Source organism: Amycolatopsis sp. CB00013 (genome assembly GCF_001905755.1).
GTDB classification, from domain to species: Bacteria; Actinomycetota; Actinomycetes; order Mycobacteriales; family Pseudonocardiaceae; genus Amycolatopsis; species Amycolatopsis japonica.
The window spans coordinates 75383-101577 of record NZ_LIWC01000006.1 but is presented as its reverse complement, the minus strand read 5'-3'; the positions used below and the strand labels follow the sequence as shown (position 1 = coordinate 101577).

Genomic DNA, 26195 nt, shown 5'->3' with positions numbered 1-26195 from the left:
TAAGCTGCGGCGCGCCACCTTCCCACGAGAAAGGTCGATCGTTCATGAGCTCCGGTCCCTCGCTGCACGTACTCACGCGCTCGGATCTGCACAGCCTCGAACTCACCCCTGGCGAGGCGATCACGATGGTCGAAGACGGCTATCTGGCCTACGCGGCCGGGGCCTCGCGGAACCCGGCGAAGCTGATGGTGCCGATCCCGGATCCCGCGCGGGACGCCGTCGCGTACTCGATGCTCGGCTACGACGGTTCCCTCGAACAGGCCGCGTTCAAGACGAGCTACCGCCAAGGCAGCACGTCGGCCGAGAAGTACTACACGACCATCACCCTGTACGACGACACCACGGGCCTGCCGTTCGCGCTCATGGACTGCCACCGCGTCGGCGCCACCCGCACGCCCGCGAGCACCGCGTTGATCGCGCGGTCCTGCGCTCGGCCGGGCGCGCGATCCGCGCTCATGGTCGGCACCGGCGCGCAGGGGATCCGGACGCTGCCGTACCTGCTCACCGCGCTGCCGGAGCTGGAACGGCTGCGGCTGTTCGGCACGCATCCCGACGGTCTTCGCGACAGCGTCGCCGCGCTGAAGGAGCGCTTCCCGGACCGCGAGGTCGAACTCGTCGACGACGTGGAGGCCGCGGCGCGCGAGTCCGACATCGTGGTCGCCGCGTCGGGCCGGGCGGCCCACCCGAAGATCCGTCTCGGCTGGCTGCCGCCGGGCGGGCTGCTGATCTCGGTCGCCAGCAAGGGCGTCCAGGAAGGCACACTCGCCGAGGCCGACTACACGGTGGCCACCAGCGGCGCGCAGGTCGAGGTGACCGGGCAGCGGATGGCGGGTCCGGACGGCGTGTTCCGGATCGACGCCGAACTCCCGGAGATCCTCGCGGGCAAGGCCCCCGGCCGCCGCGGCGACGAAGACCGGGTGTTCGCCTTCAGCAGCGGCATGATCATCACCGACATCCCGGTGGCGCACGCGCTGGCCGCCCGCGCCATCGCCGCCGGCCGCGGCCGCGAGGTGGCCCTGTGGACCTGATCGACACCCTGTCCCCGCCCCTGCCCGCGCTCGAACGTCCCTGGGCGCACCGGCTGCGTGACTCCGAGACGCTGTGGGAGATCGCCCGCGGTGTCGGCGGCGGCCCGTTCCACGTGGTCCATCCGGCCACTTTCGCCGAGAACCTCGGGGGAATGGTCGACGCGCTCGCCGCCGAACGTGTCGAAGGCACCGTCTACTACGGGAAGAAGGCGAACAAGGCGGCGGCGTGGCTGCGGGAGTGCACGCGTCCCGGCACGGGGGTCGACGTCGCGAGCGTGCCCGAACTGGTGCACGCCCTCGGAAACGGGCTGCGCGGCGAAGCGATCGGGGTCACCGGCGCCGCCAAACCCGACGGCCTCCTTTGGCTCGCCCTGCGGCATCGCTGTCTCATCGCGGTGGACGCGGCCGACGAGCTGGAACGCGTCGCCCGGCTGGCCACCGAACTCGGGGAGACCGCCGAAGTGCTGCTGCGGGTGCGGCCGCCGTCCGCCCCGGAGAGCCGGTTCGGTTTCGCGCCCGACGCCTTGAATGCGGCCATCCGGCAGTGCGGCGGCCCGGTCGTCCTGCGGGGTTTCTCGTTCCACCTCGACGGCTACGACCCCGTGCCGAGGGCGGAACTCGCCGCATACCTGATCGATCTGTGCCACGACGCCCGCGCGCTCGGACATCCCGCGTCGAAGATCAGCGTGGGTGGCGGGATCGCCGTGTCCTATGTGGACGCCGGTGACTGGGCGCGGTTCGAGTCCGGCAGGCACGACGGCTGGTTCCACGCCGGCCGTAATCCGGCGAGGACCTATCCGTACCACCAGGCGCCGACCGGGGCGGCGATGGTTACCGCGATCCTGCGGCACGAGATCGCCGGGAAGACACTGGCCGAGCGCCTGCGCGCGGCCGGGATCGAGCTGCTGCTCGAACCGGGCCGAGCCCTCGTCGACGGCGCCGGGTTCTCGGTGTTCCCGGTGCTGGGCTGCAAACCGGCCGAAGACCACCTGATCACCACGGTCGCGGGCCTTTCCATGAGCCTGTCCGAACAGTGGAAGGGCAGCGAGTTCCTGCCCGACCCGCTGCTCGTGCGCCGGGACGGACCGGGCGGCACGCCGGTGCGGACCATCGTCGCCGGGTCGAGCTGCATGGAGTACGACGTGCTGACCTGGCGCGCGGTGGAGCTGCCCGCGCGGCCGAGGACCGGCGACCTGCTCGTGTACCCCAACACGGCCGGCTACCAGATGGACAAGAACGAGAGCGGTTTCCACCAGCTTCCGTTGCCGCCGAAAGTGGTGGTCGACGGCGACCGCTGGCATCTCGACACCGACCACCCGATCCAGGAGATCCGATGACGATCGTCCGGCGCGCGTCCGACCTGATCGGGAACACGCCGCTGCTGGAGCTCGCGCGTACCGGCACCGGGACGCGTCTGCTGCTCAAACTCGACCACCTCAACCCCACCGGCTCGTGCAAGGTACGCATGGCGAGGCAGATGATCGACGAGGCGGAGCTGGACGGACGGCTGCGGCCGGGCGGGCATATCGTCGAACCCACGTCCGGCAACACCGGGAACGGGCTCGCCCTGGTCGCGTTGGAACGCGGCTACCGGTTCACCGCCGTGGTCGATCACCACGCCGCCCGCGAGAAACTCGGGATGCTGCGCGCGCTCGGCGCGGAACTGGTGTTCGTCGAACGCCCGCCGGACGGCGGGGTCAGTTCGGTCCAGCGGCGGCGGGTCGCGGCCCGCATCGCCGCGGAAACCGGTGCCTACCATCCCGATCAGCACAACCATCCCGGCAACGGCAACGGGTACACCGGGCTGGCGCGGGAACTCGTCGAGCAGCTCGGCGACGTCGACGTGCTCGTCGCGGCGATCGGCACCGGCGGCTCCCTGTGCGGCACGGCCCGCGCCCTGCGCGCGGCGGGAGCGGGTACCCACGCGGTGGCGGTCGAACCCGTCGGCTCGATCATCTTCGGTGGCGCGCCGGGGATCTACCACCAGACCGGGGCGGGCAGCCCGGCCGGTTTCCCGATCGGGGACAACGTCGACCGGTCGGTGATCGGCGAAGCCCACCGCGTGTCCGACAGCGACGCGTTCGCCGGGGCCCGCGTCGTCGCCCGGCGCACCGGCGTGCTGGTCGGCGGGACCACCGGCGGCGCGATCCACGTCGCGCTGCGGCGGCTTTACGCGTATCCGGCCGGAAGTGTCGTCGTGGTGCTGTGCAACGACGCGGGGGAGAAGTACCTCGATTCGGTGTACGACGACGAATGGCTGCGTGCCAGGGGCGTACTCGACGAACTGGCCCACCGCCGGATGGACCGCTGGTTCGCCACCTACGCCGAATCCGTGAAGGTCGCCACGCGCGACCGGGCGGTGCGCCGGACCCCGGTGGCGGTGGGCGGATGAGCACGGCGGTGACGACCCGCGGCTACCGGGCCCTCGCCGGGCTGGCCGCGCCGATCGCGGGAATCCAGCTGGCACAGGTCGCGCTCACCAGCGTCGACCTGGCCATGCTCGGGCTGCTCGGGGTGACCGCGGTGGCGGCGGGCGGGCTGGCGATCCTGCTCTACAACCAGATCCGCACCATGTGCGTCGGCATGGTCACCGGCGTCGGGAACCTCGTGGCGACGGCGGCCGGGGCCGGGGAACTCCGCACCGGCACCGGCGAACTCGACGAGCGGGCGCGGGACGAGATCCGGTCGCTCCTGCGGTCGGCGCTGCTCGTCGCGACCCTGACCGCGGCGCTCGGCGCGGCCGTCCTTTGTGGACTGGCTGTCGCGCTGCCTTCGCTCGGCCAGAAACCGGAGATCGTTTCGCTCGCCGGTCCGATGATGTTCGCACTGGCCGGCGGGCTGTTCCCGATGGTGTGGCTGAACGTGGTGCGCCAGTTCGCCGTCGGGTTGCGGCGGCCGGGTTCGCTCCTCGCCGTGACGCTGGTGTCGATCGCGGTCAACGCCGCCCTCAACGCCGCCTTCATCTACGGCTGGGCGGGTCTGCCCGAGCTGGGCGTCGCCGGTATCGGCCTGGCGACGACCTTGGTCCAGTTCTTCACGCTCGCCGTGTTCGCCTCGGCCCTCCGGCGGGACCCGCTGTTGCGTCCCATGGTGTCGCTCGCGCTGTGGCGCGCGGATCGGGCGGTGGTCCGGCGCATCGTCCGGCACGGGACGCCGATCTGCTTCACCTACGGCTCGGAGGCGGCGATCACCTCGATCGCGACGATGCTGATGGGTGCGTTCGGCCCGGCGATGCTCGCCGCGTCGAACGTCGCGAACCAGCTCGCCTACATCGTCTACCAGGCCAACATCGGGCTGTCGCAAGGATCGTCCATTTTGGTCAGTCGCGCGGTCGCCCACGGTGACCGGGATCGCGCACCGGTGATCGCGCGCCAGGCGTTCACCCTCTCCTGGTCCTTGATGGCGGTGGTGAGCCTGGCGTACCTGCTGGTGCCGCAGGTGCTGCTGTGGCCGTTCCTGCACGACGAGACCGACGCGGTGGTGCTCGGCACGGCGTCGACCCTGCTGGTGTTCGCCATCGCGCAGCAGTACAGCAAGGGAACGCAGAACATCCTCGTCGGCCTGCTGCGCGGGCTCGGTGACACCGTCTCCGGCCTCCGCTGCACGCTCGTGGGGTACTGGGCGGTGGGCGTGCCCGCGATGTTCTTGTGCGCCTACGTGTTCGACTGGGGCGGCTGGGGGGTCTGGGCCGGGCTGTGTCTCGGCTTCGCGACGACCGCGGTCCTGCTCGGACGGCGTTTCGCCGGTCAGGGAGCCGGTTCGGCGCGATAGCGGTCGATCCGGGCGAGCAGGTCGCGGGAGGCGGGATCGGCGTCTCCGCGCAGAAGTGCCGCCAGCGGTGCGAGCCGGTCCTTGGTGCGGGTGGAACCGAGGCCCCGCGCGAGGTCCAGCGCCTCGTCGCCGGTGCGGACGGCTTCGCCGAAGTCGCCCTGGAGCGCGTGGTTCTGCGCGAGCATGATCAAGGTGAGCGCGAGGCTGCGGGACATCTCGGCGCCGTAGCCGTCGACGGCGTCGCGTAACCGCTCGATCGCTTCTTCGCTGTGCCGGGAGGCGACCGTCCTGGCCAATTCGGTCAGGACGGTCCCGCGCATCGCGGCCATGTCCGTGGCGCCGAAGAAGGCTTCCCACGGTCGTGGCGCCGCCCAGGTGCCCGCGTTCTCGAACTCGCACTCCGCCCGCGCCAGGCTCGTGAGGGCTGCGCGCTCGTCACCGGCCTTGGCCAGTGCCCACGCCTCGTTGATCGTCAGGATCGCCTGGGCCCGCAGGGAACCGGAGCGGTGGGCGGCGGCTTGGCCTTGCCGGAGATGGTCCAACCCGCCTTCGACGTCGTCATGATGCAACGCCAGCCTGCCGAGGCGGTAACAGATGTTGGCCATGAGATTGTCGTTGCCCGCCGCGGCGGCGAGACCGAGCGCGCGGTCGAACCGGAGCCGTGCCGGAACGCGGCGGCCGATGTCGAATTCCGTCCAGCCCAGCAGATTGTGCAGATCCGCGAGCACGGTCAGCAACCGTGACCGGAGTCCGCCGGGGACGGCGCCCCAAGTGAGCAGCAGGCTGACCGACTTCACGACGTGCACCGCGTCGTGGGAAAAGGCGCCGCCCTGCCGATAGTCCAACGCGCGCAGAGTATCGACCGCGTTTTCGAGACATTCGACGTCGGCGATACCGATACGGCCGGTCGTTGTCATGAACTCACCTCACGCAAGTCATGGCTCGTTCCACGGCTACCCGGTGTCAAGGCGTTCGAAACCGGCCTTCACTCCCCGGGGTTCTTGATTTGACCCGTTCCAAAGACGCTCTTATCGTCCTTGGTGATGTCCGACTTCGAGGCACAGCTGCGAGCGGTTTCGTTGCGCGTGACGCGGCCTCGGCTGGCCGTGCTCGCGGCGCTGCGCGATCATCCGCACGTCGACACCGAAACGGTGATCGCGCTGGTGCGGGCCGAGCTGCCGACGGTCTCGCACCAGGCGGTGTACGACGTGCTGCGGGCGCTCACCGAAACCGGTCTGATCCGGCGGATCCAGCCCGCCGGCGCGCTCGCCCGCTACGAGACCCGGGTGGGGGACAACCATCACCATGTCGTGTGCCGTTCCTGCGGTGCGATCGCGGACGTCGATTGCGCCGTCGGCCATGCCCCCTGTCTCACCGCTTCGGGCGATCACGGCTTCGTGATCGACGAGGCGGAGGTCGTCTACTGGGGCCTGTGCCCCGGCTGTGCGGCCGAACCTGTCCAGTGATGAATTCGCCTGCTCGGAAGGAAAGAAATGAGTGACAACCCGGAGAAGGGCTGCCCGGTGGCCCACGACTCCGTGACCGCGCACGGAAGTGAGAGCGAGAACCCGGCGATCGACTCGCCGACGCCGAAATCGGGCGGCCGCCCGCGTACCAACAAGGACTGGTGGCCCAACCAGCTCGACCTCTCGGTGCTGCACGCCCACTCGTCGAAGTCGAACCCGCTCGGCGCGGACTTCAGCTACGCCAAGGAATTCGCCAAACTCGACGTCGAGGCCCTCAAACGCGACATCACCGAGGTGCTCACCACCTCGCAGGACTGGTGGCCCGCCGACTTCGGCCACTACGGCGGCCTGATGATCCGGATGAGCTGGCACGCCGCGGGCACCTACCGCATCCACGACGGCCGAGGCGGCGCCGGTGACGGCGCGCAGCGGTTCGCCCCGCTCAACAGCTGGCCCGACAACGCCAACCTCGACAAGGCACGGCGGCTGCTGTGGCCGGTCAAGGAGAAGTACGGCCAGCAGATCTCGTGGGCCGACCTGCTCGTGCTCGCCGGGAACGTCGCGCTGGAGTCGATGGGGTTCAAGACGTTCGGCTTCGGTTTCGGCCGCGTGGACACGTGGGAGCCCGAGGAGATCTTCTGGGGTCCGGAAGACACCTGGCTGGGTGACGAGCGCTACGCGAGCGACACCGAGATGGTCCCCGACGTCGGCGCGACCGAGATGGGCCTCATCTACGTCAATCCCGAGGGGCCCCGCGGCAACGCGGACCCGGCCGCCGCGGCGCATTTCATCCGGGAGACCTTCGCCCGGATGGCGATGAACGACGAGGAGACCGTCGCGCTCATCGCCGGGGGCCACACCTTCGGCAAGACCCACGGTGCCGGTATCGCCGACGACCACGTCGGCCCGGAACCCGAAGCCGCCCCGCTCGAGACACAGGGCCTCGGCTGGCTGAGCACCCACGGCAGCGGCAAGGGCGCCGACGCGATCACCAGCGGTCTCGAGGTGACGTGGACCGACAAGCCGACGCAGTGGAGCAACCGGTTCTTCGAGATCCTCTTCGGCTACGAATGGGAACTCACCACCAGCCCCGGCGGCGCCAAGCAGTACGTCGCCAAGGACGCCGAGGCGATCATCCCGGACGCCCACGACCCGGCCAAGAAGCACAAGCCGACCATGCTCACCACGGATCTGGCGCTGCGCGTCGACCCGGAGTACGAGAAGATCTCGCGCCGCTTCCTGGAGAACCCGGACGACTTCGCGCTCGCGTTCGCCAAGGCCTGGTACAAACTGCTGCACCGCGACATGGGCCCGGTCAGCCGTTTCCTGGGGCCGTGGGTGCCCGAACCGCAGCTGTGGCAGGACCCGGTGCCGGACGTCGACCACGAACTCGTGGGGGACGCCGACATCGCCGCGCTCAAGACGAAGGTGCTCGAGTCCGGGCTCACGGTCGAGCAGCTGGTCGGCACGGCGTGGGCGTCCGCGGCGAGCTTCCGGTCCACCGACAAACGCGGCGGCGCCAACGGGGCCCGGATCCGCCTGGCACCCCAGCGTGACTGGGAGGTCAACCGGCCGGGGGAACTCGCGAGTGTGCTGGAGACCCTGGAGGGCATCCAGCGCGAGTTCAACGACGCCGGTGGCGCCAAGATCTCGCTGGCCGACCTGATCGTGCTGGCGGGCACTGCCGCCGTCGAGAAGGCGGCGCGCGACGCGGGCACCGACGTGACCGTGGCGTTCCACCCCGGCCGCACGGACGCCACCCAGGAGGACACCGACGTCGAGTCGTTCGCGCTGCTCGAACCGCGTGCCGACGGGTTCCGCAACCACCTGCGTCCCGAAGAGAAACTGCAGCCGGAGGTCCTGCTGGTCGAGCGCGCCTACATGCTCGACCTGACCGCGCCCGAGATGACCGTCCTCGTCGGCGGCCTGCGTGCGCTCGGGATCACCGCCGGCGACACCCGGCACGGCGTCCTCACCGACCGGCCCGGCGTGCTCACCAACGACTTCTTCACCAACCTCCTCTCGCCGGGCACCCGGTGGAAGGTGTCGGAGTCCGAGGAGAACGTGTACGAGATCCGCGACGCCGGCACGGACGCGGTGAAGTGGACGGCGACCCCGGTCGACCTCGTGTTCGGCTCCAACTCGCAGCTGAGGGCGCTTTCCGAGGTCTATGCGGGTCGGGCCGGGCGAGAGCGGTTCGCCGCGGACTTCGCCAAGGCGTGGACCAAGGTCATGGAACTGGACCGGTTCGACCTCGACTGACGTCGGTACCGCTGGACGTGACTCGCGTGATCGAAGCCGTGACTCGCGTGATCAGGGGCGGAACACGCCGAGTGCGGCTTCCAGTCACGCGAGTCACGTCCCTGATCACGCGAGTCACGCTTTTGCTCACGCGGCGCCTGTGTGGCCTTTCTGTGAAGGCCTCCTTGAGGGACCCAGAGTCCTTCAAGGAGGCCTTCACGGACTTCGGACCAGTAGGTACATGGATACTTACGACCTTGTATCCCGGCCGGGGCGAAGGCTCCCTTCGCCGCATCAGACGCGACGAAGGGAGCCTTCACGCGAGTCAAGGGGTGTCGAGTTCCGAATGCCGGCTGGCCAGGGTCTGGGCGACTTCGGCGAGTTTGACGTTGAGGTCCTGGGAGGTCCGGCGCAGCAGATCGAAGGCCTCGTCGGCGGTCAGGCCGCGGCGTTGCATGAGGATCCCTTTCGCCTGCCCGATGACGTCGCGCGATTCGACGGCCCGCCGGAGATGGCTCGACTCCAGTTCCGCCCGGCTCACGGCGGTGGTGCCCGCCAGCGCGAGCGAGCCGTGGGTGGCCAGCAGGAGCGCGGAGTCCTGGGCCCGCGAGTCGAGGGCGCCGGGGCGGCGGCTGTAGATGTTCAGCGCGCCGGGAACCCTGGGCGGGGTCGCGTCGGGCATCATCACGGTGGACAGGATCGCCGTGTAGCCGTGCCGCACGGCCGCCGCGGAGAAATCCGGCCACCGCTTCTCCGCCTTCAGATCCTCACTGCGGATGTAGCCGGGGCTTCCGCTGTCGGCCGCATCGACGCAGGGGCCTGTCCCGGCGCGATACTGCACCTCGTCGAGCTCCAACGCCACCTCGCCGGTCGAAACCGGGGTGTGGAAGGTTCCGTCCGGGGCACGGAGGGTGACCGACACCAGATCCGCGCCGGGGACCACCCGATACGCGGCGGCGACGACCTGTTCGAGGACCTGGGCCGGTGTCGAGGCGGCCAAGAGCAGGCGCGTGAGTTCGACGAACTGGCCTGCCAACGGGCCCGCCGAGGTGTACTCGCCGGAACCGAATTCGTCCTTGTCGCGTTGCCACAGTCCTTCGTCCGCCATCAGCTGACCATCCCAGTCGGGGTTCGATGTCCTTCGCCGGTTACCCGGTGGCGCCGCGGGCCAACCAGTGGATCGTCCTAAGTGGACGGTTCTACTCGCTTGCGAAGCAGGCAGAACACGTTTCCTTCGGGGTCGGCGAGCACGTGCCACGACTCTTCCCCGGTCTGGCCGACGTCGGCGGGCCGGGCCCCGGCGGCGAGCAACCGCTCCAGTTCCGCGTCCTGGTCGCGGTCGGTGGGGTTCACGTCGATGTGCAGGGGGAGTTTGCCCGGTTTCGGGTCGTCGCTGCGGCTCAGGATCAACGTCGGCTGCGGGCCGCCGAAACCGACGCCGGGCGGGCCGATCTCGATGTCTTCGCCGTCTTTGCCGATCTCGACGTATCCGAGCACTTCGCACCAGAACGCCGCCATCCGGACCGGATCGGCGCAGTCGAGGATGAGTTCGGTGATACGGCAGGCCATACGGCCGAGGATAGCCCGGTTGAATCCGCGCGGAGCGGGTATCCGGGTGCGTCGAGTTGATCCCGAACCGAGGAGGCGGCCGTGGCGGGCGACGTCGTGGACTTGATCATGCAGGACCACCGCGAGGTGGAGCGGCTGTTCCATGAACTTGAGCGGCATCCCGAGAAACGGCCGCTGCTCGTCCCGGTGCTCTCGTCGCTGCTCACCGCGCACAGCCGCGCCGAGGAGGCCGAGGTGTACCCGGCCGCCAAGGGCGAGGCGGACGAGGCCGAAGACGTCGCGCACGGCCAGAAGGAACACGCCGAAGCCGAGCAGTTGCTCGCGAAGCTGAACGAAACCGAGCCCGAATCGAAGCAGTTCGAGAAGGTGCTCTCCGACCTCGTCGAGGCTGTCATGCATCACGTGAAGGAAGAGGAATCCACCGTCCTGCCGAAGATGCGGCGCGAGCTGACCGAAGCCCGGCGACGCGAGCTGGGAAAGGCCTTCGTGAGCAGCAGGACTTCCCATCTCGGCGACCGTCCCGGTGAGGCCACCAAACGGGAGTTGCTGACCCAGGCGCGCAACGCTGGCGTGACGGGCGCTTCGACGATGGCCAAGGACGAGATCGCGCGCGAGGTGGCCAAGTCTTCCTGATCGCGACGGTTGCGGACCGGACCGCCCCCTTCTACCGTCGATGGATGGCGATCGACTCCGAAGCAGGGCAGGCCGCTCCTCTCGTCGTGGCCGAGGCGGCCCGCTCCGAAGACGCGATCACCGTCGAGGTGGCGGGTGACATCGACATTTCGACCAGCCCCCGGCTCCGGGCCGAGCTGTTCGAGTTGGTGGCGCACGGTCCCGGCACCGCGGTGGTCGACATGACCGGTGTCGGTTTCTGCGATTCGTCGGGGCTTTCCGTGCTGGTGCAACTGAACCGGCAGTGCCAGGAGTCCGGGATCGACCTGAGTTTCGCGCCGTCCAAGGTCGTGCGCCGGGCCATCGAGCTCACCGGGCTCTTGCCGACGCTGAAAATGGCGGGCGACTAGCCGACGACGCGGACGGTGCCCAGCTCGGGATCCGCGGCGTCGTAGATGAACATGCCCGTCCGCACGCCAGTGTGGAGATAGTCGATGATCGCTTCGGTGAACACCTCACCGGGAGCGATCGCCGGAACCCCTGGTGGATAAGGACTGATCATCTCCGCGCTGACGCGTCCCTCGGCTTTGTCCAGTGGTACGTGCTCGGCCTCGGCGAAGAACGCGTCGCGCGGCAGCATCCGAGTTTCCAGCTTCAGATCCGCCCCGGAGGGCAGGTCGACCGGCGGGCGCCGCTCGAAGTCGTGGTCCGTCAGCCCGCGCAAACCGTGCAGCAGGGCGGAAACGGTGTCCTCGTCGTCGGCGTGGGTGATCTGTGCCGCGATCCGCCGGTGATCGGACAACCCCACGTGCAGGTGGCGTTCGGCGAGATGATCCGCCGCCTGATAGCCGGTGATGCCGAGTTCGGCGACGTCGATCACGATTTTGAGGGGATCGTGTTCGAAGGCGAGCGGGTGGAACTCCTCCGCCAGCGCGTGGAGACCGGAGATGCCTTCGATCTCTTCGCGTGTCCGGGCCGCCAGCGTCAGCGCCTTGCCCAACAGTTCTTCGCCGTGCTCGACCATCTGCCTGCGCCAGCCGTCGAGGGAGGCGAACAGCAGGGCGGACGTGCTGGTGGTGCCCAGCAGGTCCTCCCTGGCTTTGAGCAGATCGGGTGAAACGCGGTCACCCCGCAGGTGGAACACCGAGGCCTGCTCCAGCCCGCCGCCCATCTTGTGCGTGCTGGTGACGCACAGATCGGCTTCCCCGTCCATCGCCCAGGTCGGCAGGTCGTCGTGGAACGGGTAGTGCGCGCCCCATGCCTCGTCGACGATCAGCGGCTTGTCCGCGTCGTGCAGGGCACGGGCGACGCCCCGGATGTCGGCGCAGGTACCGTAGTCGGTCGGCGTGATCAGCAGCATGCCTTTGACGTCGGGGGCCTCCGCCAGCGCCGCCTTGGTCTCTTCCGGGCCGGGCGGATGCGCCAGATGGTGCTCCTCGTCGTACCGGGGGCGCACCCAGACCGGATGCACCCCGCTGATCACCAGACCGGCGACGACGGATTTGTGGGCGTTGCGGGACACCAGAAGCCGTTCGCCCGGGCCGGCGACGGCGAGCATGGCGCTCTTGACCGAAAGCGAACTCCCGCAGGTGGAGAAGAAGGTGTGCTCCGCGTCCACCGCGTCGGCCATCAGCTCCTGCGCCTGGCCGAGGATGCCGCGCGACATCCTGCGGTCGTCCAAACCGTTGAGGGTCAGCAGATCCGACGCGAACGCGTCGCGGCCGAGCAGGTCCAGCACACGGGGATCGGCGCCCCTGCCCTGTTTGTGACCCGGCGGGGTGAAGGCCAGCCCGCCCGCGCGGCGGTAGTCCTCGATGGCTTCCAGTACCGGTGCGCGCGAGTGGTCCATCCTGCCTCCGATCAGCGGCCGAGGGCGTTCTGCAGTTCCTTCTTGGTCATACTGGAACGGCCTTTGATGTTGCGCTTCTTGGCTTCGTTGTAGAGCTGGTCCTTGGTCGGCCCGCCGGGACCCTTCCGGTTGCCGGACCGTTGCCCGCCGCGCTTCTGCGGGGAGGTGTCCTTGGTCGAGCTCTTGCTCGCCGTCTTCGATTCACCCGATTGCGCGCGGTTCTTGTTGACCGTCCGCGCCGCGATCTCCTCGGCACGGCCGGTGCTCGCGCCGCGTTTCTTCTGCGACGACTTGATGTGCTCGTACTGACGTTCGCGTTTGTCGCTCCAGCTCTGTTCAGGCACGGCTCCTCCTTCGTCGTGACCTGCGGATACCCCTTCCACTCGCCGGTGAATCGGAAGATCACCCGTCCAGGTCAGCGCGGCCCGGCCCGGCGGCCGATGTTTGCCCTGCCCGTTTCCCGGGTATCAGCCCGATAACGCACGTACGGACGTATGTCAGTCCACAAGGGACGGAGGTTAACTTCGATGAGCGCCCCGCTCCTCATGGAAGACGTCGACCGGCCCGTCTCGCGGGAGCCGATGCCGCCCGCTCCTCGGGACCGCCGAACGCGGCGGAAGGACGACTACTCGCATTGCCGCCCCTGGTTCGACGAACTGGCCGCACTGCCCGATGGCCACCCGGACCGGCGCCGCCTGCGGGAACGCCTGATCCTCGAACTGCTGCCGATCGCCGAGCACATCGCCGTCCGGTTCAGCGGACGCGGCCAGCCGAGGGAAGACCTGATCCAGGTGGCGCGGATCGGCCTGATGAAGGCCGTGGACCGGTTCGATCCCGCACAGGGCGGGGAATTCCTGGCGTACGCGGTGCCCACGGTGATGGGCGAGGTACGGCGGTTCTTCCGCGACACCGGCTGGGCGGTGCACGTCCCGCGGGGCATGCAGGAACTGCGCACCCGGCTCACGCGGGCGACCACGGAACTGACCCAGACCCTCGGCCGCGCGCCGACCCCGTCCGAGCTCGCCGGGCATCTCGACGTGGACGTCGACACCGTCCGTGACGGCCTGCTCGCCGCGAACAGCTACCAGACCTCGTCCCTGGACCGGCCGGTCAACGACGGCGAGGGCTCGCTTCCCCTGTCCGATGTGATGGGGGAACTGGATTCCCGGTTCGAGCACATCGAGGACCGGCACACCGTGGTCCCGCTGCTCCGGCGGCTGCCGGAGCGGGAGCGGGCGATCGTCACGATGCGGTTCTTCGACGGGATGACCCAATCCCAGATCGCCGAGCGTATCGGGATCTCGCAGATGCACGTTTCCCGCCTGCTCGCGAAGATCCTGCAAGATCTGCGCGGCAGTCTCAGCGGCTGAACAACTTCCCGAGGCCCCGCCGGACCGGCGGGGCGCCCAGTGCGTGCAGCGCGTCCCAAAGGGTGACCGCGGTGGCCGTCAGCACGGGTTTGCCGAGGGCGGTTTCGAGGTCTTCGAGCAGTGGTGTCGTGTGCAGGGCGGTGTCGATTCCAGCCTCGGCAAGGAAATCGACGAAAGTCGCGGTCGTGTCGTGGTGATAGACGGACGCGAGCGCCACCCGCTTGGTCCCGAGGTGGGCCAGCGCGGTGAGGTAGGCCAAGGAAGTACTGCGCGCGGGAACGCCGAGCCGCTCGCTGAGCACGCTCGCCTGGTCACGCGCGCCGGCGAGGCCGCGCGTGAAACTGCAGCTGGAGCAGGCCCAGCTGACGACGTCCGGTGTCGTACCGAACCGCGCGGCGGCCGCGAGCCTCTCCGGTGCACCGAGTTCGCGGACGGCTTCGTGTTTTTCGACCGGATCGAGGTCGTCGACGCGGCCGATGTTCGCGCCCCACGGGACGTAGGCGAAGTCCACGGTGAGGTCCGGATCCAGTTTTCGCGCGCACGCGAGGAAATCGTCCTCGCCGCAGTCCCGCGTCGGGTACAGCAGGCCGATCACGGCTCACTCCTTCCGGCTCGACGCCCTTCGGAGGTACCCGACGCGAGCCGCCCTCATTCGGCGGGGACGGCGCGGAAATCCGGCGGGGTGAGCTGCCCGACGCGATGGTCGTCCTCGCGGACGGCCTTGACGAAGCGCGCGACCTCGGCGGGGCGCGGCGTGGCGGACTTCCCGCCCAGGTAGCGGAGGACGATGAGGTCCTCGCCGGAATGGGTCTCGATCGCCACGGCCCACCCGTGGACCTCGTCCCACAGCAGGGCGACGTCGCGTTCCGGATGGGTGGCGAGCCGCTCGTCGAGCGCGACGTACGCCGAGACCGGGTCGTCGAGGTCGACGGTGCAGGATTCGAGGCCGACGCCGAGCGCCTCGGTGATTTCGCCGAGATAACCCCACACGGCGTCGCGGGTGTGCGGGTGGCGGACAGGCATGGTGAGCAACGAGGATTTCCCTTCTTTCCCCGGTCTCGGTCCGGTGCGGGACCCGGCGGCCCCGCACCGGAGGCGGACACTCAGGCCTGGATCTCCTTGCGGTCGGACGTGGCGCCGGAGATTTCGATGCGCCGCGGCTTGGCCTTCTCGGCGATGGGGATGCGCAGGGTCAGCACGCCTGCTTCGTATCCGGCCGCGATGCGGTCGGTGTCGAGGGCGTCGCCGAGGAACAGCTGGCGCGAGAAGACGCCGAGCGGGCGCTCGGAAACCTGCATCTGGACATCCTTGCCGGGCGTGGGCCGCCGCTCCGCCTTGACCGTCAGGACGTTGCGTTCGACGTCCAGCTCGATGGCGTCCGCGGCCACGCCGGGAAGGTCGAAGCAGACGACGAACTCGTCGCCGTCGCGGTAGGCGTCCATCGGCATGGTGGCCGGCTTGGACCAGGTCCCCGGGTTCGCGGCGCCGAACATCTGCTGGGTCAGCCGGTCGAGCTCGCGGAACGGGTCGGTGCGCATCAACATCGGGTTCCACCTCCTGGGTTCGTCGTCTCTGGTGTCAACACGCACTACTGTTCTAACATGTCATCGAAACGATGACAACCACCGAGTCGTCGATGGGATGACAAAGATGAACGAAGACCCCGCCCGGACCGTGCGTGCGGTGCGAGATGTCGTGGCAGAGGCCCGTTCCGGTGTCTCGGACCCGGAGCGGCTGTTGGCTGCCTTGGCGGCGTTGAAGGACGTACGTGAGCAACTGGCCGCGTGGGAACCGGAGCTGATCGCGGCGGCACGCGCGGGCGGGACGAGCTGGACCGCACTCGCCCCGGCCTTGGGGGTCGCGAGCCGTCAGGCGGCGGAGCGGCGGTTCCTGCGGTTGCGGCCGTCCGTCAGCGGCGAGAGCACGGGCGAGGCGCGGGTCGACGCGGAACGGGACCGGCGCGCCGGTGACCGCGCGGTCGCGGAGTGGGCTCGCCGCAATTCGGCGATCCTGCGGCAACTCGCCGGTCAGGCCGGCGCGCTGCCCGGGCTGGACGCCGAGGCCAGGGAAAGCGCGGACAGGCTGAGCGCCGTGCTCGGCGAGGACGACGTCACCGGTCTCCTCGCCCCGATGGCCGACCTGCGTGCCCGCTTGCCCCGCGAGCACACCGGATTCGCCGAACGGCTCGGGGAGATCGGCATGCACACCGAGCAGGTCCGGCGGGACGCCGTCGACGACCGGCGGGATCGTCAATCCTCACGATGACGCGGGTGTGAAACCGGTGCGGAGCGGGTATCCGCCGCCGTCCCTCGAGCGAGCCGGAGGTCTTCCGATGCTGGTCCGATCCGATTCCCCGCTGACGGCCGACGTCATCGGGCTGGCACTGGAAGTGCTTGCCGCGCAAGGACTGCGTGGGGAGGCCGCCCGTGCGGCGCTCGACGCGATGGCGCGGGAGCGAGGGCTGCCGATCAAGCGGTGCGCGGCGCTCATCGTGGCCGCCGTCGACGGCCGGACGGGGTAGGCCGCCGACGCGTCCGAGGTGCGTGGGCCGAAGGCTCCCTTCGCCGCGTGTGATGCGACGAAAGGAGCCTTCGCCCCCGCCGGCCGGGTGGTTGTGAGTGGCGTTTCTGGTTAGGGCGAGTGCCTTAAGTGGCTACTGGATTTTGGCTGTGGCTGATCGCGGATCGGGTCCGTGAAGGCCTCCTTACCTACTCTGAAGGTAGTGAAGGAGGCCTTCACTACCTTCAGAGATCGCCACCTGCAGCTCACCTGCACCAGCAACCACAGGAATCACCACGGCGGCGCGTGAAGGCCCCCATCCCTCGGCTCAGCCGAGGAAACTCGACCTTCACCCCTTCCCCAAGTACATGAAGGCCCCCTTCCTTGCGCCAGGCGCAAGGAAGGGGGCCTTCATGTACTTCCGGGACCAAGCCGGGTGGTCACGGCCAGTTCGCTACTGGCAGGCTTCGCAGTCCGGGTCGTCGATGCGGCAGGCGGCGCCGTCGGTGAGCGGGAAGTCGAAATCGTCGAGCGCGGGGACGGCCAGAGCGGTCTCTTCCGGCGTGGCGGTGGCGGACATGTCTCTCCCTCGGTACGGAACTGGTCTCATCTCTCTGTAGCGCTGAAGATCGCCGGTCATTCCGTGACCCGCGCCACAACGCTCAGACCGTCCGGAACAGCGCTTCCGCCTCGTCCACCGCCTTCGCGAGGACGTCCGCGCGCAACCCGGCGAGGATGGTGTCCATCTCGCGCAGGCCCGCGCGCCGCAGCAGCCGTTTCTCGTTGGTGACCCATTCGCCGCGGGCCGCGAGGACCGCGTGCGCCGTCTCCATGGCGGCGGTGGCCAGCGCGCCCGCGACCTCCGTGGCCTGCCCGCGCGGGACGAAGGCGCCGCGGGTGTAGCGCAGCGTCAGTTCGGCGCGGCCTCGCCACATCGCCGGAGCCGTCTCCCGTAACGCTTCCGGGTAGTCCGGCCGCGGCAGGTCGCCGCGCAGCACACGGTTGACCGCGAGTTCCGCGACGGGCAGGTAGCTCGGGACACCCGCGAGGTGGAACATCAGCGGCTCCCAATGGAACCGGCCTTGCCGTGCTTCGGCGAGATGGTGCTCGACGGCGTCCAGATCGCGGTAGTGGACGTCGACCTGCCTGCCGTCGATCGTGAGCCAGGCGCCGCCGTTGAACACGCCGCCGCCCCAGGCGCCGATTTCGGAGATTTCGCCGTCCCAGCCGACGGCGCGCAGGTCGGCCGGGTCGAAGCCGCCGCGGTAGTAGACGGCGAAATCCCAGTCGCTGCCGGGACCGTGGGTGTCCTGGGCGCGGGATCCGCCGAGCGTGACGGCGTGCACGGCGGGCAGCGCGGCGAGGCCGTCGGCCACGTGGGCAAGGAAGATGTCGTCGTTCATCGCGTGAAGATCGTAAGACCGTCTCCCGCGTCGAAGCGACGGGTTTTGAGCGCGCGAGCCCGTGTCCGCGCCCGTACGCTCGAACGATGACCACGATCCCAGGAAGACTTCGCGCGCCGCTGGCGTTCCTTCCGTTCCTGGCGGCGGTCGCGGTGGTGGCGGTCGTCGGCGGGCTCGCCGCGGCCGATGCCCGCTCTGTCTACAGTGGACTCGAACTGCCGTCGTTCGCGCCACCCGCCTGGCTCTTCGGTCCGGTGTGGACGGTCCTGTACCTCGCGATCGCGGTGTCGGGCTGGCTGTACTGGAAATCCGGCGGCGACCGCCGGTCCTTGATCTGGTACGCGGCACAACTGGTCCTGAACGCCGCTTGGACGCCGCTGTTCTTCGCGGCGGGCGCGTACGGCGTGGCACTGGTGGACATCGTCCTGCTCGACGTCGCCATCGTCGTCACCGCGCTGTACTTCCGCCGGTCTTCCCGGGTTTCGGCCGCGTTGCTGGTGCCGTACCTCGCCTGGACGCTGTACGCGACCGCGCTCACCGCCGCGATCGTCGTGCTCAACTGATCCCGATCGGCAGCGTCGCGGCCACTCCCTTGGCGTGCCTGCCGTCGAGCCGCTCCAGCGTGATCCCGCCCCGGCGCGCGGCGAGTTCCAGGTCCCGCACCGCGTGGTCCACCGCCTGGACCCCCGCGGCCGCGACCCGGATCGCGGCGCTGACGCGGGGTTCGGTCTCGGCGGCGCTCCGGCGCGCGGTCACGGCCAGGGTCACCGCGGACCCGGGGGCGGCGGCGAGCAGACGGCGTGACAGGTCCGCCGCGAGCACCGGGGGCAGCGCGTCCCAGCCGTCGAGGCGGAAGGTCGCCTGGCTGATCGGCCCGCTGTGCCAGAACCGCCAGTCTTCGCGGATCCGTGCCCGGCCCGCCGTGACGTGCGCCAGCGACGCGAGGGTGCCGAGGACCTCGTTTTCGCTGAGCGCCCGCACCGGCAGGCCGTCGCGGCGAAGCTGCCGCCGCACCCGCCTGACCGTGTTCCCGAGCGCCTGCCGCACATCGGCGTCGCGGTGGACGTCGGCGGTGCGCAGTGCCTGCAGCGCGACCCAGCCCCGTGGCGGCCGGGAGCGGTCCGCGCCGACGTGCTGGATGACCTGCGCGGCGACGTCCAGGGCCTGCTCGCGGGACGGCGGCAGCAACATCGGCGGCGACGGCATCGGCTGCTCGCGGGCGGCGGATTTCGGTTGCAGCACAGCGGTGATCCCGTCGGCTCGGCTGACCATGAACACCGTCTCGTCGCCGATCTCGCCGGTGATCCCCGTCGCTTCCGGCGAAAGCAGACCCAGCAGCGCACGGCCCGCTTCGCCCGCTTGCCGGAGATCCCGGTCGCGGTCGCGGGTCAGGTAGCCCGACGCCGAACCGAGCCAGGCGTAGAGCCAGCGTCCGCGAATCCGCACGGCGGTCAGCGCGAGCACCACCACGGCGGCGGTGACCACCGCGGCCGCCAGCGGCCAGGGCCGCCCCGCCACCAGGACCAGCGCGACGAGCACGAGTTGCCAGCAGACGATCTGCGCCACCCCGATCCCGACCGGCCGACCTTGCCGGCGTCCTCGGCCGGGCGACGGCGGATTCGGCCGCGGAGGACCGGGCGCGGGGGCGGGAACGGGCGCCGCCGCGGACCAGCGCGGTCGCTGCTCCGCCTGTCGAGCCGCCGTGAGCGCGGCCAAAGCGGCCTCACGGGCGGCGGCCCGCGCCGCGGGTGCGGCGTAGGCGAGCGGATCGGCCACGGCCTGGGCCCGCGGTACGGCCGGGGCGATCGGGGGAAGCGGCAGAGGTGCCGCGGGGTACCGCCCGTCCGTCCTCGCCGCGCCGAGATCGGTCATCGTCCTGCCTCCTCGAACCGGGTCTGCTCAGCGTCCCCGGCGAACATGAGGTTTCGATGACACGGCGTCCGCGAGCACGGGACAGGCTGTTTCATCGAAATTTCATGGTCGCTCTCTAACTTGATCGCGTGAACACCGACGAGCGGGGCACGAAGCGGTTCAGCGTGGTCGCCAGGACGAGAATGGCCGTGGCGCTGGTGGTCGCGGGCTGCCTGGCGCTGATCGGGCTCGCCGTGACCGGACAGGCGGCGACCCCGGAACGGCTGGAGTTCGTCCAGGTCGGCCACTGGGTCTACAACGACGCCGCCCAGTCCGCGTTCCACGTCGACGGCTCGACGAACCGCGTCGACGCGCGCGCGGACGTGCCCGGCGCGAACGGCAGCCAGGTCGCGCAGGGCGACGGCTCCGGTTACGTGGTCGAGCGGAACCGCATCACGGAGTTCGACAAGGCGACGTTGAGCGTGGAGGAGTCCACGCCGCCGCCCGCACCGGAAACACCGTTCGTGATGGAGATCGCGGGCGGCCCGTACCTGGTCTACCGCAACGCCGGGCAGATCGTGCGGCTCGGGGACCCGGCCGCGACAGTGCCCGCAGGGGGGCCACTGTCCCGGCCGGTCGCGACCACCGACGGGACGGTGTGGGCGCACCGTGTCGACAGCGGCGCGATCTGCGATCTGCCCAAGGGCACCGCCGTCATGACCTGCCCCGCGCAGCTTCCGCCGGGGCACGGCGGCGGGCTGACCCTCGTCGGCGACCGGCCGGTCGTGCTCGACACCACCGGCGACAGCCTCCACCGCGTCGGCCCGGACGGGCTCGGCGACGGACTTCCGCTCGGTATCAAGCTTTCGCCGTCGGCACAGGTCGCCAACAGCGCCGTCGGCGACCGGCTGGCCATCGCCGACCCCGAGCGCAACCAGCTCCACCTCATCGACATCAGCGGCCTCGACCAGGACCGTCCTTCCGCGAAGCCGATTTCGGTCGAGCTGACCAAGGGCAGCCGGTTCAACGGCCCGCTCTCGTCCTCGAACGTCGTCGCCATGGTCGACGAGACCCGCGGCGAGGTGCTGACCTACGACGCCGCGGGCAACCTCAAGTCCACCGCGAAGGTGCCGGGCCAGGGCACGCCGCCGAGGCTCGCCAAGGGCGAGGACAACCGCATCTACGTCGACAGTTCCGACGGCTCGCACGTGCTGGTCGTCAACGGTGACGACGGCTCGGTGGTCGACGTCGACGTCGACAAGGCGGCCAACACCCAGACCGCCGGCGCGCCGTCGGCCGATCCGGAACCGTCCGGCGACCAGCCCCCGCCTCAGCAGGACCAGCGACAGCAGGCGCCGCCGAACACCCAGCAGGCGCCCCCGCCGGTGGCGAAGGCGACTCCGCCCGGCGCGCCGAGGAAGCTGAGCGCGAGTTCGGGGGACGGCTCGATCAAGGTCTCGTGGAGCCCGGCGGCGGACAACGGCGCGCGGATCACCGGCTACCGGGTGTCCTGGCCCGGCGGTTCGACCCGGGTGGGCGGATCGTCGCGGGGGACCACGATTTCGGGGCTGACCAACGGAACCCCGTACGTGGTCACCGTGGTCGCGGAGAACTCGGCGGGCCTCGGGGTCGGCGCCAGCGCCAAGGCGGTCATCCCGGGACCCGTGAACAGGCCTGCCACGGCACCGGTCGTCACCGCGAACGCCACCGCCGCCGGCAAGGTTTCGGTGAGCTGGACCCAGCCCGACCTCCGCGGCGGCACGCTCGTGCACTACCTGGTGAGCGTGACGGGCAAGGGGCAGCGCACGGTTTCGGCCACGTCCGCGGAGTTCACCGGGGTCACCGGCACCGCGACCGTCACGGTCCGCGCGGTGACGAAGTTCGGTTCGGGAGCGGCGATCAACGGCGCCGCCGGGAGCCGGAAGGTCACCGTGCCGGTGGCCTCGGGACCACCGACGATCACGATCACCCAGGTCCGGGGCAAGGACAGCACCCTCTACGTTTCCGTGAACGCCAACGGGAAGGGCGTTTCCGCGACGTGCAAGGCCGAGTTCTTCGGCGAGAGCAAGCCGACGGCCTGTTCCGGGGCCACGACCCTGACCATCCCCAATGTCGCCTGGATCGGCTCCATCACGATCACCGCGACCATCACCACTTCCGCGGGCACCGCAACGGACACCTGGCGAGGTGTACCCACGGTGTCGGGCGGTGCGCTGGTCTGGCTCGGCCCGATGGCCTTGGTGGGCCTGCGCCGACGAAAGGAAAAGGAACTTCTGTGACGCTCACACCCAGGGTCGCCTTCGAGCAGATCGCCGAGAACGTGCAATCGGTGGTGCGCGGGAAACCGGAAGTCGTCCGGCTCACCGTGGCGGCGCTGTTCGCCGAAGGACACCTGCTGATGGAGGACGTGCCCGGCGTCGGCAAGACGACGATCGCGCGCTGCGTCGCCGCCAGCATCGGCGGCCGCTGGAGCCGGATCCAGTTCACCCCGGACCTTTTGCCCGGCGACATCACCGGCGTGATGGTCTACCACCAGAACAACGAACGTTTCCAGTTCCACCCCGGCGGCATCTTCGCCAACGTGGTGCTGGCGGACGAGATCAACCGGGGCACACCCAAGACACAGGCCGCGCTGCTGGAGGTGATGGCCGAACGCCGGGTCACCGTGGATTCGGTCGGCCAGGCGGTGCCGAGGCCGTTCCTCGTGGTGGCCACGCAGAACCCGATCGAGCTGGAGGGCACCTATCGGCTGCCCGAAGCGCAGCTCGACCGGTTCCTCATGCGTATTTCGGTCGGCTACCCGGATCTGGAATCCGAGATGCGGGTGGTGATGGGGGACTGCGCCGGGGTGACGCCGGACGAGCTGAAGCCGGTGCTGAGCATCGCCGACGTCCAGTCGGTCATCGACGAGGTCCGCAAATCCCATCTGGCACCGGAGATCGTCAACTACGCGGTCCGGCTGGCCGCGGCGAGCCGATCGCATCCCGACGTCCGCTACGGCGCGAGCCCGCGCGGCAGTATCGCGCTGATCCGGGCGGCACAGGGACTCGCCGCCACCTTCGGCCGCGATTTCGTCACCCCGGACGACGTCAAGGACGTCGCGCATCCGGTGCTCGACCACCGGCTCGTGCTGACGCCCGACGCCGAACTCAACCAGCGGCGGACCGCGGACATCGTCGACGAACTCCTGGGCGCGACGGCCGCTCCCATGGCCGCGATGGGGAGGTAGGCGTGCGGCTCACCCGCCGCGGCGTCATCGTGCTGGCCTTCGCCGCCGGGTTCTACGCCCTCGGCGAGCTGGCCGGGTACACGTTTTTCCGTGCCTTCGCGGGGATCGCGGCCGGCGCGGTGCTGATCGCGCTGGCCACCACCAGGTTCCGGCCGAAGGTGGAGATCGGCCGGACCGTCCAGCCGGACCGGGTCGAACGCGGGAAACCCGCGCTGGCCTCGCTCGTCGTGCGCAACACCGATTCGCGGCGGCACGGCGGTTTCGCCGCGGCGGACGGCATCGGCGGAGAGACGCACGGCCTGCGGGTCCGCCCGCTCGCGCCCGGCGCGGAAGCGACGTACCACTACGAACTTCCGACGACGAAACGCGGGAAACTGCGGGTCGGCCCGCTCGTCGTGCACCGGCCCGACCTGTTCGATCTCGCGCGCGGCGACCAGACCGTCGGGGACTCCGCGTGGTTGTGGGTGCATCCGCGACGGCACGCGGTACGCGCGGCGCAGGCCGGTCATCCGCGCCACCACCACGAAGGCCCGATCACCGACCCGCCGCTGCGTGGTTCGGCGGATCTGCGCGCGGTGCGGGAGTACGTGGTCGGCGACGAGGTCCGGCATCTGCACTGGAAGGCGACCGCCAGGACCGGGCGGCTCATGGTGCGCGAATACGCCGACCCCGCGCAGCCCCGGTTCACCGCCGTGCTCGACACGCGGCCCGAGTCGATGAGCCCTGCCGTTTTCGAAGAAGCCGTCGAGGTGGCGGCCTCCCTGTTCTACGCGTCGGCGTCGGCGGGGCAGCACTGCCGCTTCATCACCTCCGCCGGCGCGGACACGCCGACCGACAGCGGGGTGCGCGCGGCCAGGGCGCTGCTGGACGAACTCGCGCTCGTCTCCCAGGACGCCGCGGACGACGCGCCGCTGCTGCCCTCGGCATTGGCCGCCGCCGAACGCCCTGGCGGGGTACTGGTGCTGATCACCGGTCCCGACGCCGATCTCGGTCACGCCGCCCGCTGGCGGCCCGACACCGTGGTCCGGATCGGTGATCTCCGGCCGTCGGCAGGCTCCCGCGGCCTGATCGTCGCGGTCGACGCCGCCGGTGCCGCGGCACAGTGGAATTCCTTGGTGGGCAAGTCATGAGCGACCGATTCGACCGGATCGCGGTCGCCGCGCTGCTCGCCGCGACCGGGATCGCCGGGCTGCTCTTCGCGCCCGTGTTCGGCTGGGCGGAGCTGCTCGTCCCGGTGCTCGTGGTCGTTCTCGTCGCGTACGGCTGCGTCGAGCTGACCGCGAAATTCCCCAAGTTGACCCCGTACCGGCCGCTGCTCGTCGCGCTGCTCGGCCTGCTCGGGCTGATCGAGACGGTGCTGACCTCGACCACGCTCGCCTTCCTGCCGACCGGCGCTTCGCTGCAGGGGCTGGCGCGCGGCCTCACCGAAGGCTGGCGGCTCACGCTGCAGTCCACCTGGCCCGCGCGGCCGATCCCCGAACAGCTGTTGTTCGTGCCACTTTCGGTGCTGCTCGCCGTCGTGCTCGGACTGGAACTGTTGCTGCGTCTCAAGAAGCCGCTCGTGGCGCTCGTGCCCAGCCTGGCCGTCGCCTGCCTCGCCCAGGCGTATCAGGCGTTGACGGGGGTTTTCGCGGTGGTGGCGGCGCTGGCCTACGCGCTGCCCGCCGGGCTCCTGCTGTGGTCGGGCCGTCGGGTCCGTTCGGTGAGCCGGGCACCCGGTGGACCTCGGTTCTCCTGGCGGCTGACCGGCTCGGCGGTCTGGCCCGCACTGTCCACTGTGGTCGCCCTCGTCGCCGGGGCGGTCGCGCTCGCCGGGCTCGATCCGGTCGGCCGGGATCCGTTGACGCTCAAGGACACCCAGGCCGCGCCGCCGCCGAGGAGCCGGGTCGGCAACCCGCTGGACGAGATCGCCCAGCGGCTCATCCGGCCGGGCGAGGAGGTGTTCCGTTACCGCGGTGACACCCCGGTCGACCAGTGGCGCCTGATCGTGCTGAACGGTTTCGACGGGGCGAACTGGCTGTCCGACTCCCGGCTCCGGCGGCTCGGCGCGGGCCTCGAAGGCGCGCCCGGCGTAAGTGGCAGCGCGGAACTGAAGGTGCGCGGGCTCTCCGGACCGTGGCTGCCGAGCCATCAGGATCTGACCGGTGTGGACGGTCTGACACCGTTGGTGGACGAGTCCGCGGGCACCCTGATGACGGAATCGCCGTCGACGGGCCAGGAACGGAACTACCGGCTCAGCTGGTCGTCACCCGAGGTCGATCTCGGTTCCGGGGAGATCGACCCGCGGGCGCCGCTCGGCGGGCTCGGCGCGGTGCCGCCCGACGTGGAGAACGTGGCGAAGGACGCCGTGCGCGGGCTGCGCCCGACGTTCCAGTCCGCTTTGCAGCTGGAACGCTTCCTCAGCACGAACTATCAGGTCGCGACGGGCACGGAGGAGCTGCCGACCGGGCACGGATGGCCGCAACTGAGGCACTTCCTGCTGGAGAGCAAGCGGGGGACGAGCGAGCAGTTCGCCGCCGCGTACGTCGTCTTGGCGCGGATGAGCGGTATCCCGGCCCGGCTCGTCGTCGGGTTCCGGGGTTCGGCCGAGACCGACGGCGGGATGCACGTCGTCCGCAACCGTGATGTCCTGGCGTGGCCCGAAGTCGCGGTCGCCGGAGCGGGCTGGGTGGCACTCGACCCGACCGCCGCGGCGGGCAAGGCGGAGCGAAGCCAGGCAGGGCCAGGCAAGGCGGTCGCCCGCGCGCGGGCGCAGCTGCCCGCCGAACAGCAACTGCGGCCGCCCCAGCTCCCACCGGGCACGCCCGCGGACTCCGGCGAGGATCAGAGCACCGAAGCGGGGATGAGCTGGTGGTGGCCGTCGCTCGTCGCCGCGATCGTCCTTTTCGGACTCCTGTGGCTCGTCGGGGTTCCGGCGGCGAAGGTCGTCCGCGCCCGGCGGCGTCGTCGACGGTCCGGTGCCGAAGGCGTGCTCGGCGCGTGGGATGAGATCCGCGACCGGTTGCGCGCGCACGGCGTGCCGTTCCGGATCGGGATGACCCCGCGCGATCTCGCCGAATCGGCCGGATCGCTTGCGGGGGAAGGGATCCGCGAGCCGGTCGCGCGGCTGGCCAAGGTACTGGACGTGACGCTGTGGTCCGGGGTCCCGGTGGGGGACGGTTCGGTCCGGCGGGCGTGGCAGGAGGTCGGCGAGGTACGCCGGGGGCTGGCCACCAGACCGTTCGCGGCTCGGGTGCTGGCGGCACTCGAGCCGCGGACCCTGGTGCCGATCCGCGGCCGGGGCTCTCGCGAGGAGTGAGGCCTGGGT

27 protein-coding genes are annotated in these 26195 nt (G+C 70.3%); 16 read left to right on the top strand and 11 right to left on the bottom strand.

What is annotated here, in order from left to right; all coding sequences use genetic code 11:
* Window positions 1–44 precede the first annotated feature (44 nt).
* The 4 genes from AMK34_RS33855 to AMK34_RS33840 are packed head-to-tail and all read left to right on the top strand — an operon-like array spanning window position 45 to window position 4799.
* The gene (locus tag AMK34_RS33855; RefSeq protein WP_038509407.1) at window positions 45–1028 is read left to right on the top strand and encodes an ornithine cyclodeaminase; all 984 of its coding nucleotides are present in this window, start codon (window positions 45–47) and stop codon (window positions 1026–1028) included.
* Complete coding sequence (locus tag AMK34_RS33850) at window positions 1019–2365, top strand: amino acid decarboxylase (protein WP_073848087.1); 1347 nt, start codon at window positions 1019–1021, stop codon at window positions 2363–2365. Before AMK34_RS33855 ends, AMK34_RS33850 begins: the two co-directional genes overlap by 10 nt.
* Window positions 2362–3420: a cysteine synthase family protein gene (locus AMK34_RS33845; RefSeq protein WP_073848086.1), complete on the top strand. Its 1059-nt coding sequence runs from the start codon at window positions 2362–2364 to the stop codon at window positions 3418–3420. Before AMK34_RS33850 ends, AMK34_RS33845 begins: the two co-directional genes overlap by 4 nt.
* Window positions 3417–4799 (top strand): MATE family efflux transporter, encoded by a 1383-nt coding sequence (locus AMK34_RS33840; protein ID WP_073848085.1) that lies wholly within the window; start codon window positions 3417–3419, stop codon window positions 4797–4799. The genes AMK34_RS33845 and AMK34_RS33840 overlap by 4 nt, the downstream gene beginning before the upstream one ends.
* On the opposite strand, the gene AMK34_RS33835 is transcribed toward AMK34_RS33840, so the two are convergent.
* Window positions 4775–5716 carry a hypothetical protein gene (locus tag AMK34_RS33835; RefSeq protein WP_038509418.1) on the bottom strand — a complete coding sequence of 314 codons (942 nt, stop codon included), beginning with the start codon at window positions 5714–5716 and terminating at the stop codon, window positions 4775–4777. The two genes, AMK34_RS33840 and AMK34_RS33835, sit on opposite strands and share 25 nt — an antisense overlap.
* 126 nt (window positions 5717–5842) lie before the next feature.
* On the opposite strand from AMK34_RS33835, the gene AMK34_RS33830 reads away from it, so the two are divergent.
* Together AMK34_RS33830 and katG are read left to right on the top strand one after the other, a co-directional pair.
* Window positions 5843–6265 carry a Fur family transcriptional regulator gene (locus AMK34_RS33830; RefSeq protein ID WP_073848084.1) on the top strand — a complete coding sequence of 141 codons (423 nt, stop codon included), beginning with the start codon at window positions 5843–5845 and terminating at the stop codon, window positions 6263–6265.
* Between the two features lie 27 nt (window positions 6266–6292).
* Entirely contained in the window at window positions 6293–8527 is a 2235-nt protein-coding gene (gene katG, locus AMK34_RS33825) for a catalase/peroxidase HPI (protein ID WP_073848083.1), read from the top strand.
* Between the two features lie 304 nt (window positions 8528–8831).
* Here the strand turns inward: katG and AMK34_RS33820 are convergent, their stop codons facing one another.
* Both AMK34_RS33820 and AMK34_RS33815 read right to left on the bottom strand, forming a co-directional pair.
* Window positions 8832–9614 carry a GAF and ANTAR domain-containing protein gene (locus tag AMK34_RS33820; protein WP_073848082.1) on the bottom strand — a complete coding sequence of 261 codons (783 nt, stop codon included), beginning with the start codon at window positions 9612–9614 and terminating at the stop codon, window positions 8832–8834.
* Window positions 9615–9691: 77 nt separating this feature from the next.
* The gene (locus AMK34_RS33815) at window positions 9692–10075 is read right to left on the bottom strand and encodes a VOC family protein (protein WP_037342001.1); all 384 of its coding nucleotides are present in this window, start codon (window positions 10073–10075) and stop codon (window positions 9692–9694) included.
* Between the two features lie 81 nt (window positions 10076–10156).
* On the opposite strand from AMK34_RS33815, the gene AMK34_RS33810 reads away from it, so the two are divergent.
* Together AMK34_RS33810 and AMK34_RS33805 are read left to right on the top strand one after the other, a co-directional pair.
* Window positions 10157–10708: a hemerythrin domain-containing protein gene (locus tag AMK34_RS33810; protein WP_073848081.1), complete on the top strand. Its 552-nt coding sequence runs from the start codon at window positions 10157–10159 to the stop codon at window positions 10706–10708.
* Window positions 10709–10752: 44 nt separating this feature from the next.
* A complete protein-coding gene (locus AMK34_RS33805) occupies window positions 10753–11097 on the top strand; it encodes an STAS domain-containing protein (protein WP_038509429.1) in 345 nt (114 codons plus the stop codon).
* On the opposite strand, the gene AMK34_RS33800 is transcribed toward AMK34_RS33805, so the two are convergent.
* Together AMK34_RS33800 and AMK34_RS33795 are read right to left on the bottom strand one after the other, a co-directional pair.
* Window positions 11094–12536: an aminotransferase class I/II-fold pyridoxal phosphate-dependent enzyme gene (locus AMK34_RS33800; RefSeq protein WP_073848080.1), complete on the bottom strand. Its 1443-nt coding sequence runs from the start codon at window positions 12534–12536 to the stop codon at window positions 11094–11096. The genes AMK34_RS33805 and AMK34_RS33800 overlap by 4 nt on opposite strands.
* 11 nt (window positions 12537–12547) lie before the next feature.
* Window positions 12548–12880, bottom strand: coding sequence for a hypothetical protein (locus AMK34_RS33795; protein WP_037342007.1), 333 nt, complete (start codon window positions 12878–12880; stop codon window positions 12548–12550).
* A gap of 237 nt (window positions 12881–13117) precedes the next feature.
* On the opposite strand from AMK34_RS33795, the gene AMK34_RS33790 reads away from it, so the two are divergent.
* Window positions 13118–13906: a SigB/SigF/SigG family RNA polymerase sigma factor gene (locus tag AMK34_RS33790; RefSeq protein WP_073848400.1), complete on the top strand. Its 789-nt coding sequence runs from the start codon at window positions 13118–13120 to the stop codon at window positions 13904–13906.
* Here AMK34_RS33790 and AMK34_RS33785 read toward each other — a convergent pair.
* The 3 genes from AMK34_RS33785 to AMK34_RS33775 form a co-directional block, all read right to left on the bottom strand.
* Window positions 13896–14501: a decarboxylase gene (locus AMK34_RS33785; RefSeq protein ID WP_083650083.1), complete on the bottom strand. Its 606-nt coding sequence runs from the start codon at window positions 14499–14501 to the stop codon at window positions 13896–13898. The two genes, AMK34_RS33790 and AMK34_RS33785, sit on opposite strands and share 11 nt — an antisense overlap.
* Window positions 14502–14554: 53 nt before the next feature.
* A complete protein-coding gene (locus AMK34_RS33780; RefSeq protein WP_038509434.1) occupies window positions 14555–14929 on the bottom strand; it encodes a DUF6292 family protein in 375 nt (124 codons plus the stop codon).
* An 80-nt stretch (window positions 14930–15009) separates the two neighbouring features.
* The gene (locus tag AMK34_RS33775) at window positions 15010–15450 is read right to left on the bottom strand and encodes an Hsp20/alpha crystallin family protein (protein WP_038509437.1); all 441 of its coding nucleotides are present in this window, start codon (window positions 15448–15450) and stop codon (window positions 15010–15012) included.
* 106 nt (window positions 15451–15556) lie between these two features.
* On the opposite strand from AMK34_RS33775, the gene AMK34_RS33770 reads away from it, so the two are divergent.
* On the top strand, window positions 15557–16171 hold the full coding sequence (locus AMK34_RS33770) for an HSP18 transcriptional regulator (RefSeq protein ID WP_073848399.1): 615 nt from the start codon (window positions 15557–15559) through the stop codon (window positions 16169–16171).
* Window positions 16172–16238: 67 nt separating this feature from the next.
* Complete coding sequence (locus AMK34_RS33765) at window positions 16239–16427, top strand: hypothetical protein (protein ID WP_073848079.1); 189 nt, start codon at window positions 16239–16241, stop codon at window positions 16425–16427.
* Window positions 16428–16859: 432 nt separating this feature from the next.
* Here AMK34_RS33765 and AMK34_RS43795 read toward each other — a convergent pair whose 3' ends face one another.
* Both AMK34_RS43795 and AMK34_RS33760 read right to left on the bottom strand, forming a co-directional pair.
* A complete protein-coding gene (locus AMK34_RS43795) occupies window positions 16860–16985 on the bottom strand; it encodes a hypothetical protein (RefSeq protein ID WP_007031507.1) in 126 nt (41 codons plus the stop codon).
* An 82-nt stretch (window positions 16986–17067) separates the two neighbouring features.
* Window positions 17068–17808 (bottom strand): nucleotidyltransferase domain-containing protein, encoded by a 741-nt coding sequence (locus AMK34_RS33760; RefSeq protein WP_073848078.1) that lies wholly within the window; start codon window positions 17806–17808, stop codon window positions 17068–17070.
* Window positions 17809–17894: 86 nt separating this feature from the next.
* On the opposite strand from AMK34_RS33760, the gene AMK34_RS33755 reads away from it, so the two are divergent.
* On the top strand, window positions 17895–18371 hold the full coding sequence (locus AMK34_RS33755) for a TspO/MBR family protein (RefSeq protein WP_073848077.1): 477 nt from the start codon (window positions 17895–17897) through the stop codon (window positions 18369–18371).
* Here the strand turns inward: AMK34_RS33755 and AMK34_RS33750 are convergent.
* Window positions 18364–19680, bottom strand: coding sequence for a type VII secretion protein EccE (locus AMK34_RS33750; protein ID WP_241832926.1), 1317 nt, complete (start codon window positions 19678–19680; stop codon window positions 18364–18366). The two genes, AMK34_RS33755 and AMK34_RS33750, sit on opposite strands and share 8 nt — an antisense overlap.
* Window positions 19681–19808: 128 nt before the next feature.
* Between AMK34_RS33750 and AMK34_RS33745 the strand changes: the two genes are divergently transcribed.
* From AMK34_RS33745 to AMK34_RS33730, 4 genes are read left to right on the top strand one after another with little or no spacing between them, the layout of a single operon-like run.
* Entirely contained in the window at window positions 19809–21938 is a 2130-nt protein-coding gene (locus AMK34_RS33745; RefSeq protein WP_073848076.1) for a fibronectin type III domain-containing protein, read from the top strand.
* Window positions 21935–22888, top strand: a complete 954-nt coding sequence (locus AMK34_RS33740) for an AAA family ATPase (RefSeq protein WP_038509449.1) — start codon at window positions 21935–21937, stop codon at window positions 22886–22888. The genes AMK34_RS33745 and AMK34_RS33740 overlap by 4 nt, the downstream gene beginning before the upstream one ends.
* A 2-nt stretch (window positions 22889–22890) precedes the next feature.
* Entirely contained in the window at window positions 22891–24018 is a 1128-nt protein-coding gene (locus AMK34_RS33735) for a DUF58 domain-containing protein (protein ID WP_073848075.1), read from the top strand.
* Complete coding sequence (locus AMK34_RS33730) at window positions 24015–26186, top strand: transglutaminase TgpA family protein (protein WP_073848074.1); 2172 nt, start codon at window positions 24015–24017, stop codon at window positions 26184–26186. The genes AMK34_RS33735 and AMK34_RS33730 overlap by 4 nt, the downstream gene beginning before the upstream one ends.
* The last annotated feature ends 9 nt before the right edge of the window (window positions 26187–26195 follow it).

Coding starts and splice junctions, on each gene's coding strand:
- AMK34_RS33855 (WP_038509407.1), top strand. CDS start 45: ATGAGCTCCGGTCCCTCGCTGCACGTACTCACGCGCTCGGATCTGCAC.
- AMK34_RS33845 (WP_073848086.1), top strand. CDS start 2,362: ATGACGATCGTCCGGCGCGCGTCCGACCTGATCGGGAACACGCCGCTG.
- AMK34_RS33840 (WP_073848085.1), top strand. CDS start 3,417: ATGAGCACGGCGGTGACGACCCGCGGCTACCGGGCCCTCGCCGGGCTG.
- AMK34_RS33835 (WP_038509418.1), bottom strand. CDS start 5,716: ATGACAACGACCGGCCGTATCGGTATCGCCGACGTCGAATGTCTCGAA.
- AMK34_RS33830 (WP_073848084.1), top strand. CDS start 5,843: ATGTCCGACTTCGAGGCACAGCTGCGAGCGGTTTCGTTGCGCGTGACG.
- katG (WP_073848083.1), top strand. CDS start 6,293: ATGAGTGACAACCCGGAGAAGGGCTGCCCGGTGGCCCACGACTCCGTG.
- AMK34_RS33820 (WP_073848082.1), bottom strand. CDS start 9,614: ATGGCGGACGAAGGACTGTGGCAACGCGACAAGGACGAATTCGGTTCC.
- AMK34_RS33815 (WP_037342001.1), bottom strand. CDS start 10,075: ATGGCCTGCCGTATCACCGAACTCATCCTCGACTGCGCCGATCCGGTC.
- AMK34_RS33805 (WP_038509429.1), top strand. CDS start 10,753: ATGGCGATCGACTCCGAAGCAGGGCAGGCCGCTCCTCTCGTCGTGGCC.
- AMK34_RS33800 (WP_073848080.1), bottom strand. CDS start 12,536: ATGGACCACTCGCGCGCACCGGTACTGGAAGCCATCGAGGACTACCGC.
- AMK34_RS33790 (WP_073848400.1), top strand. CDS start 13,118: ATGCCGCCCGCTCCTCGGGACCGCCGAACGCGGCGGAAGGACGACTAC.
- AMK34_RS33780 (WP_038509434.1), bottom strand. CDS start 14,929: ATGCCTGTCCGCCACCCGCACACCCGCGACGCCGTGTGGGGTTATCTC.
- AMK34_RS33775 (WP_038509437.1), bottom strand. CDS start 15,450: ATGTTGATGCGCACCGACCCGTTCCGCGAGCTCGACCGGCTGACCCAG.
- AMK34_RS33770 (WP_073848399.1), top strand. CDS start 15,557: ATGAACGAAGACCCCGCCCGGACCGTGCGTGCGGTGCGAGATGTCGTG.
- AMK34_RS33765 (WP_073848079.1), top strand. CDS start 16,239: ATGCTGGTCCGATCCGATTCCCCGCTGACGGCCGACGTCATCGGGCTG.
- AMK34_RS43795 (WP_007031507.1), bottom strand. CDS start 16,985: ATGTCCGCCACCGCCACGCCGGAAGAGACCGCTCTGGCCGTCCCCGCG.
- AMK34_RS33760 (WP_073848078.1), bottom strand. CDS start 17,808: ATGAACGACGACATCTTCCTTGCCCACGTGGCCGACGGCCTCGCCGCG.
- AMK34_RS33755 (WP_073848077.1), top strand. CDS start 17,895: ATGACCACGATCCCAGGAAGACTTCGCGCGCCGCTGGCGTTCCTTCCG.
- AMK34_RS33750 (WP_241832926.1), bottom strand. CDS start 19,680: ATGACCGATCTCGGCGCGGCGAGGACGGACGGGCGGTACCCCGCGGCA.
- AMK34_RS33730 (WP_073848074.1), top strand. CDS start 24,015: ATGAGCGACCGATTCGACCGGATCGCGGTCGCCGCGCTGCTCGCCGCG.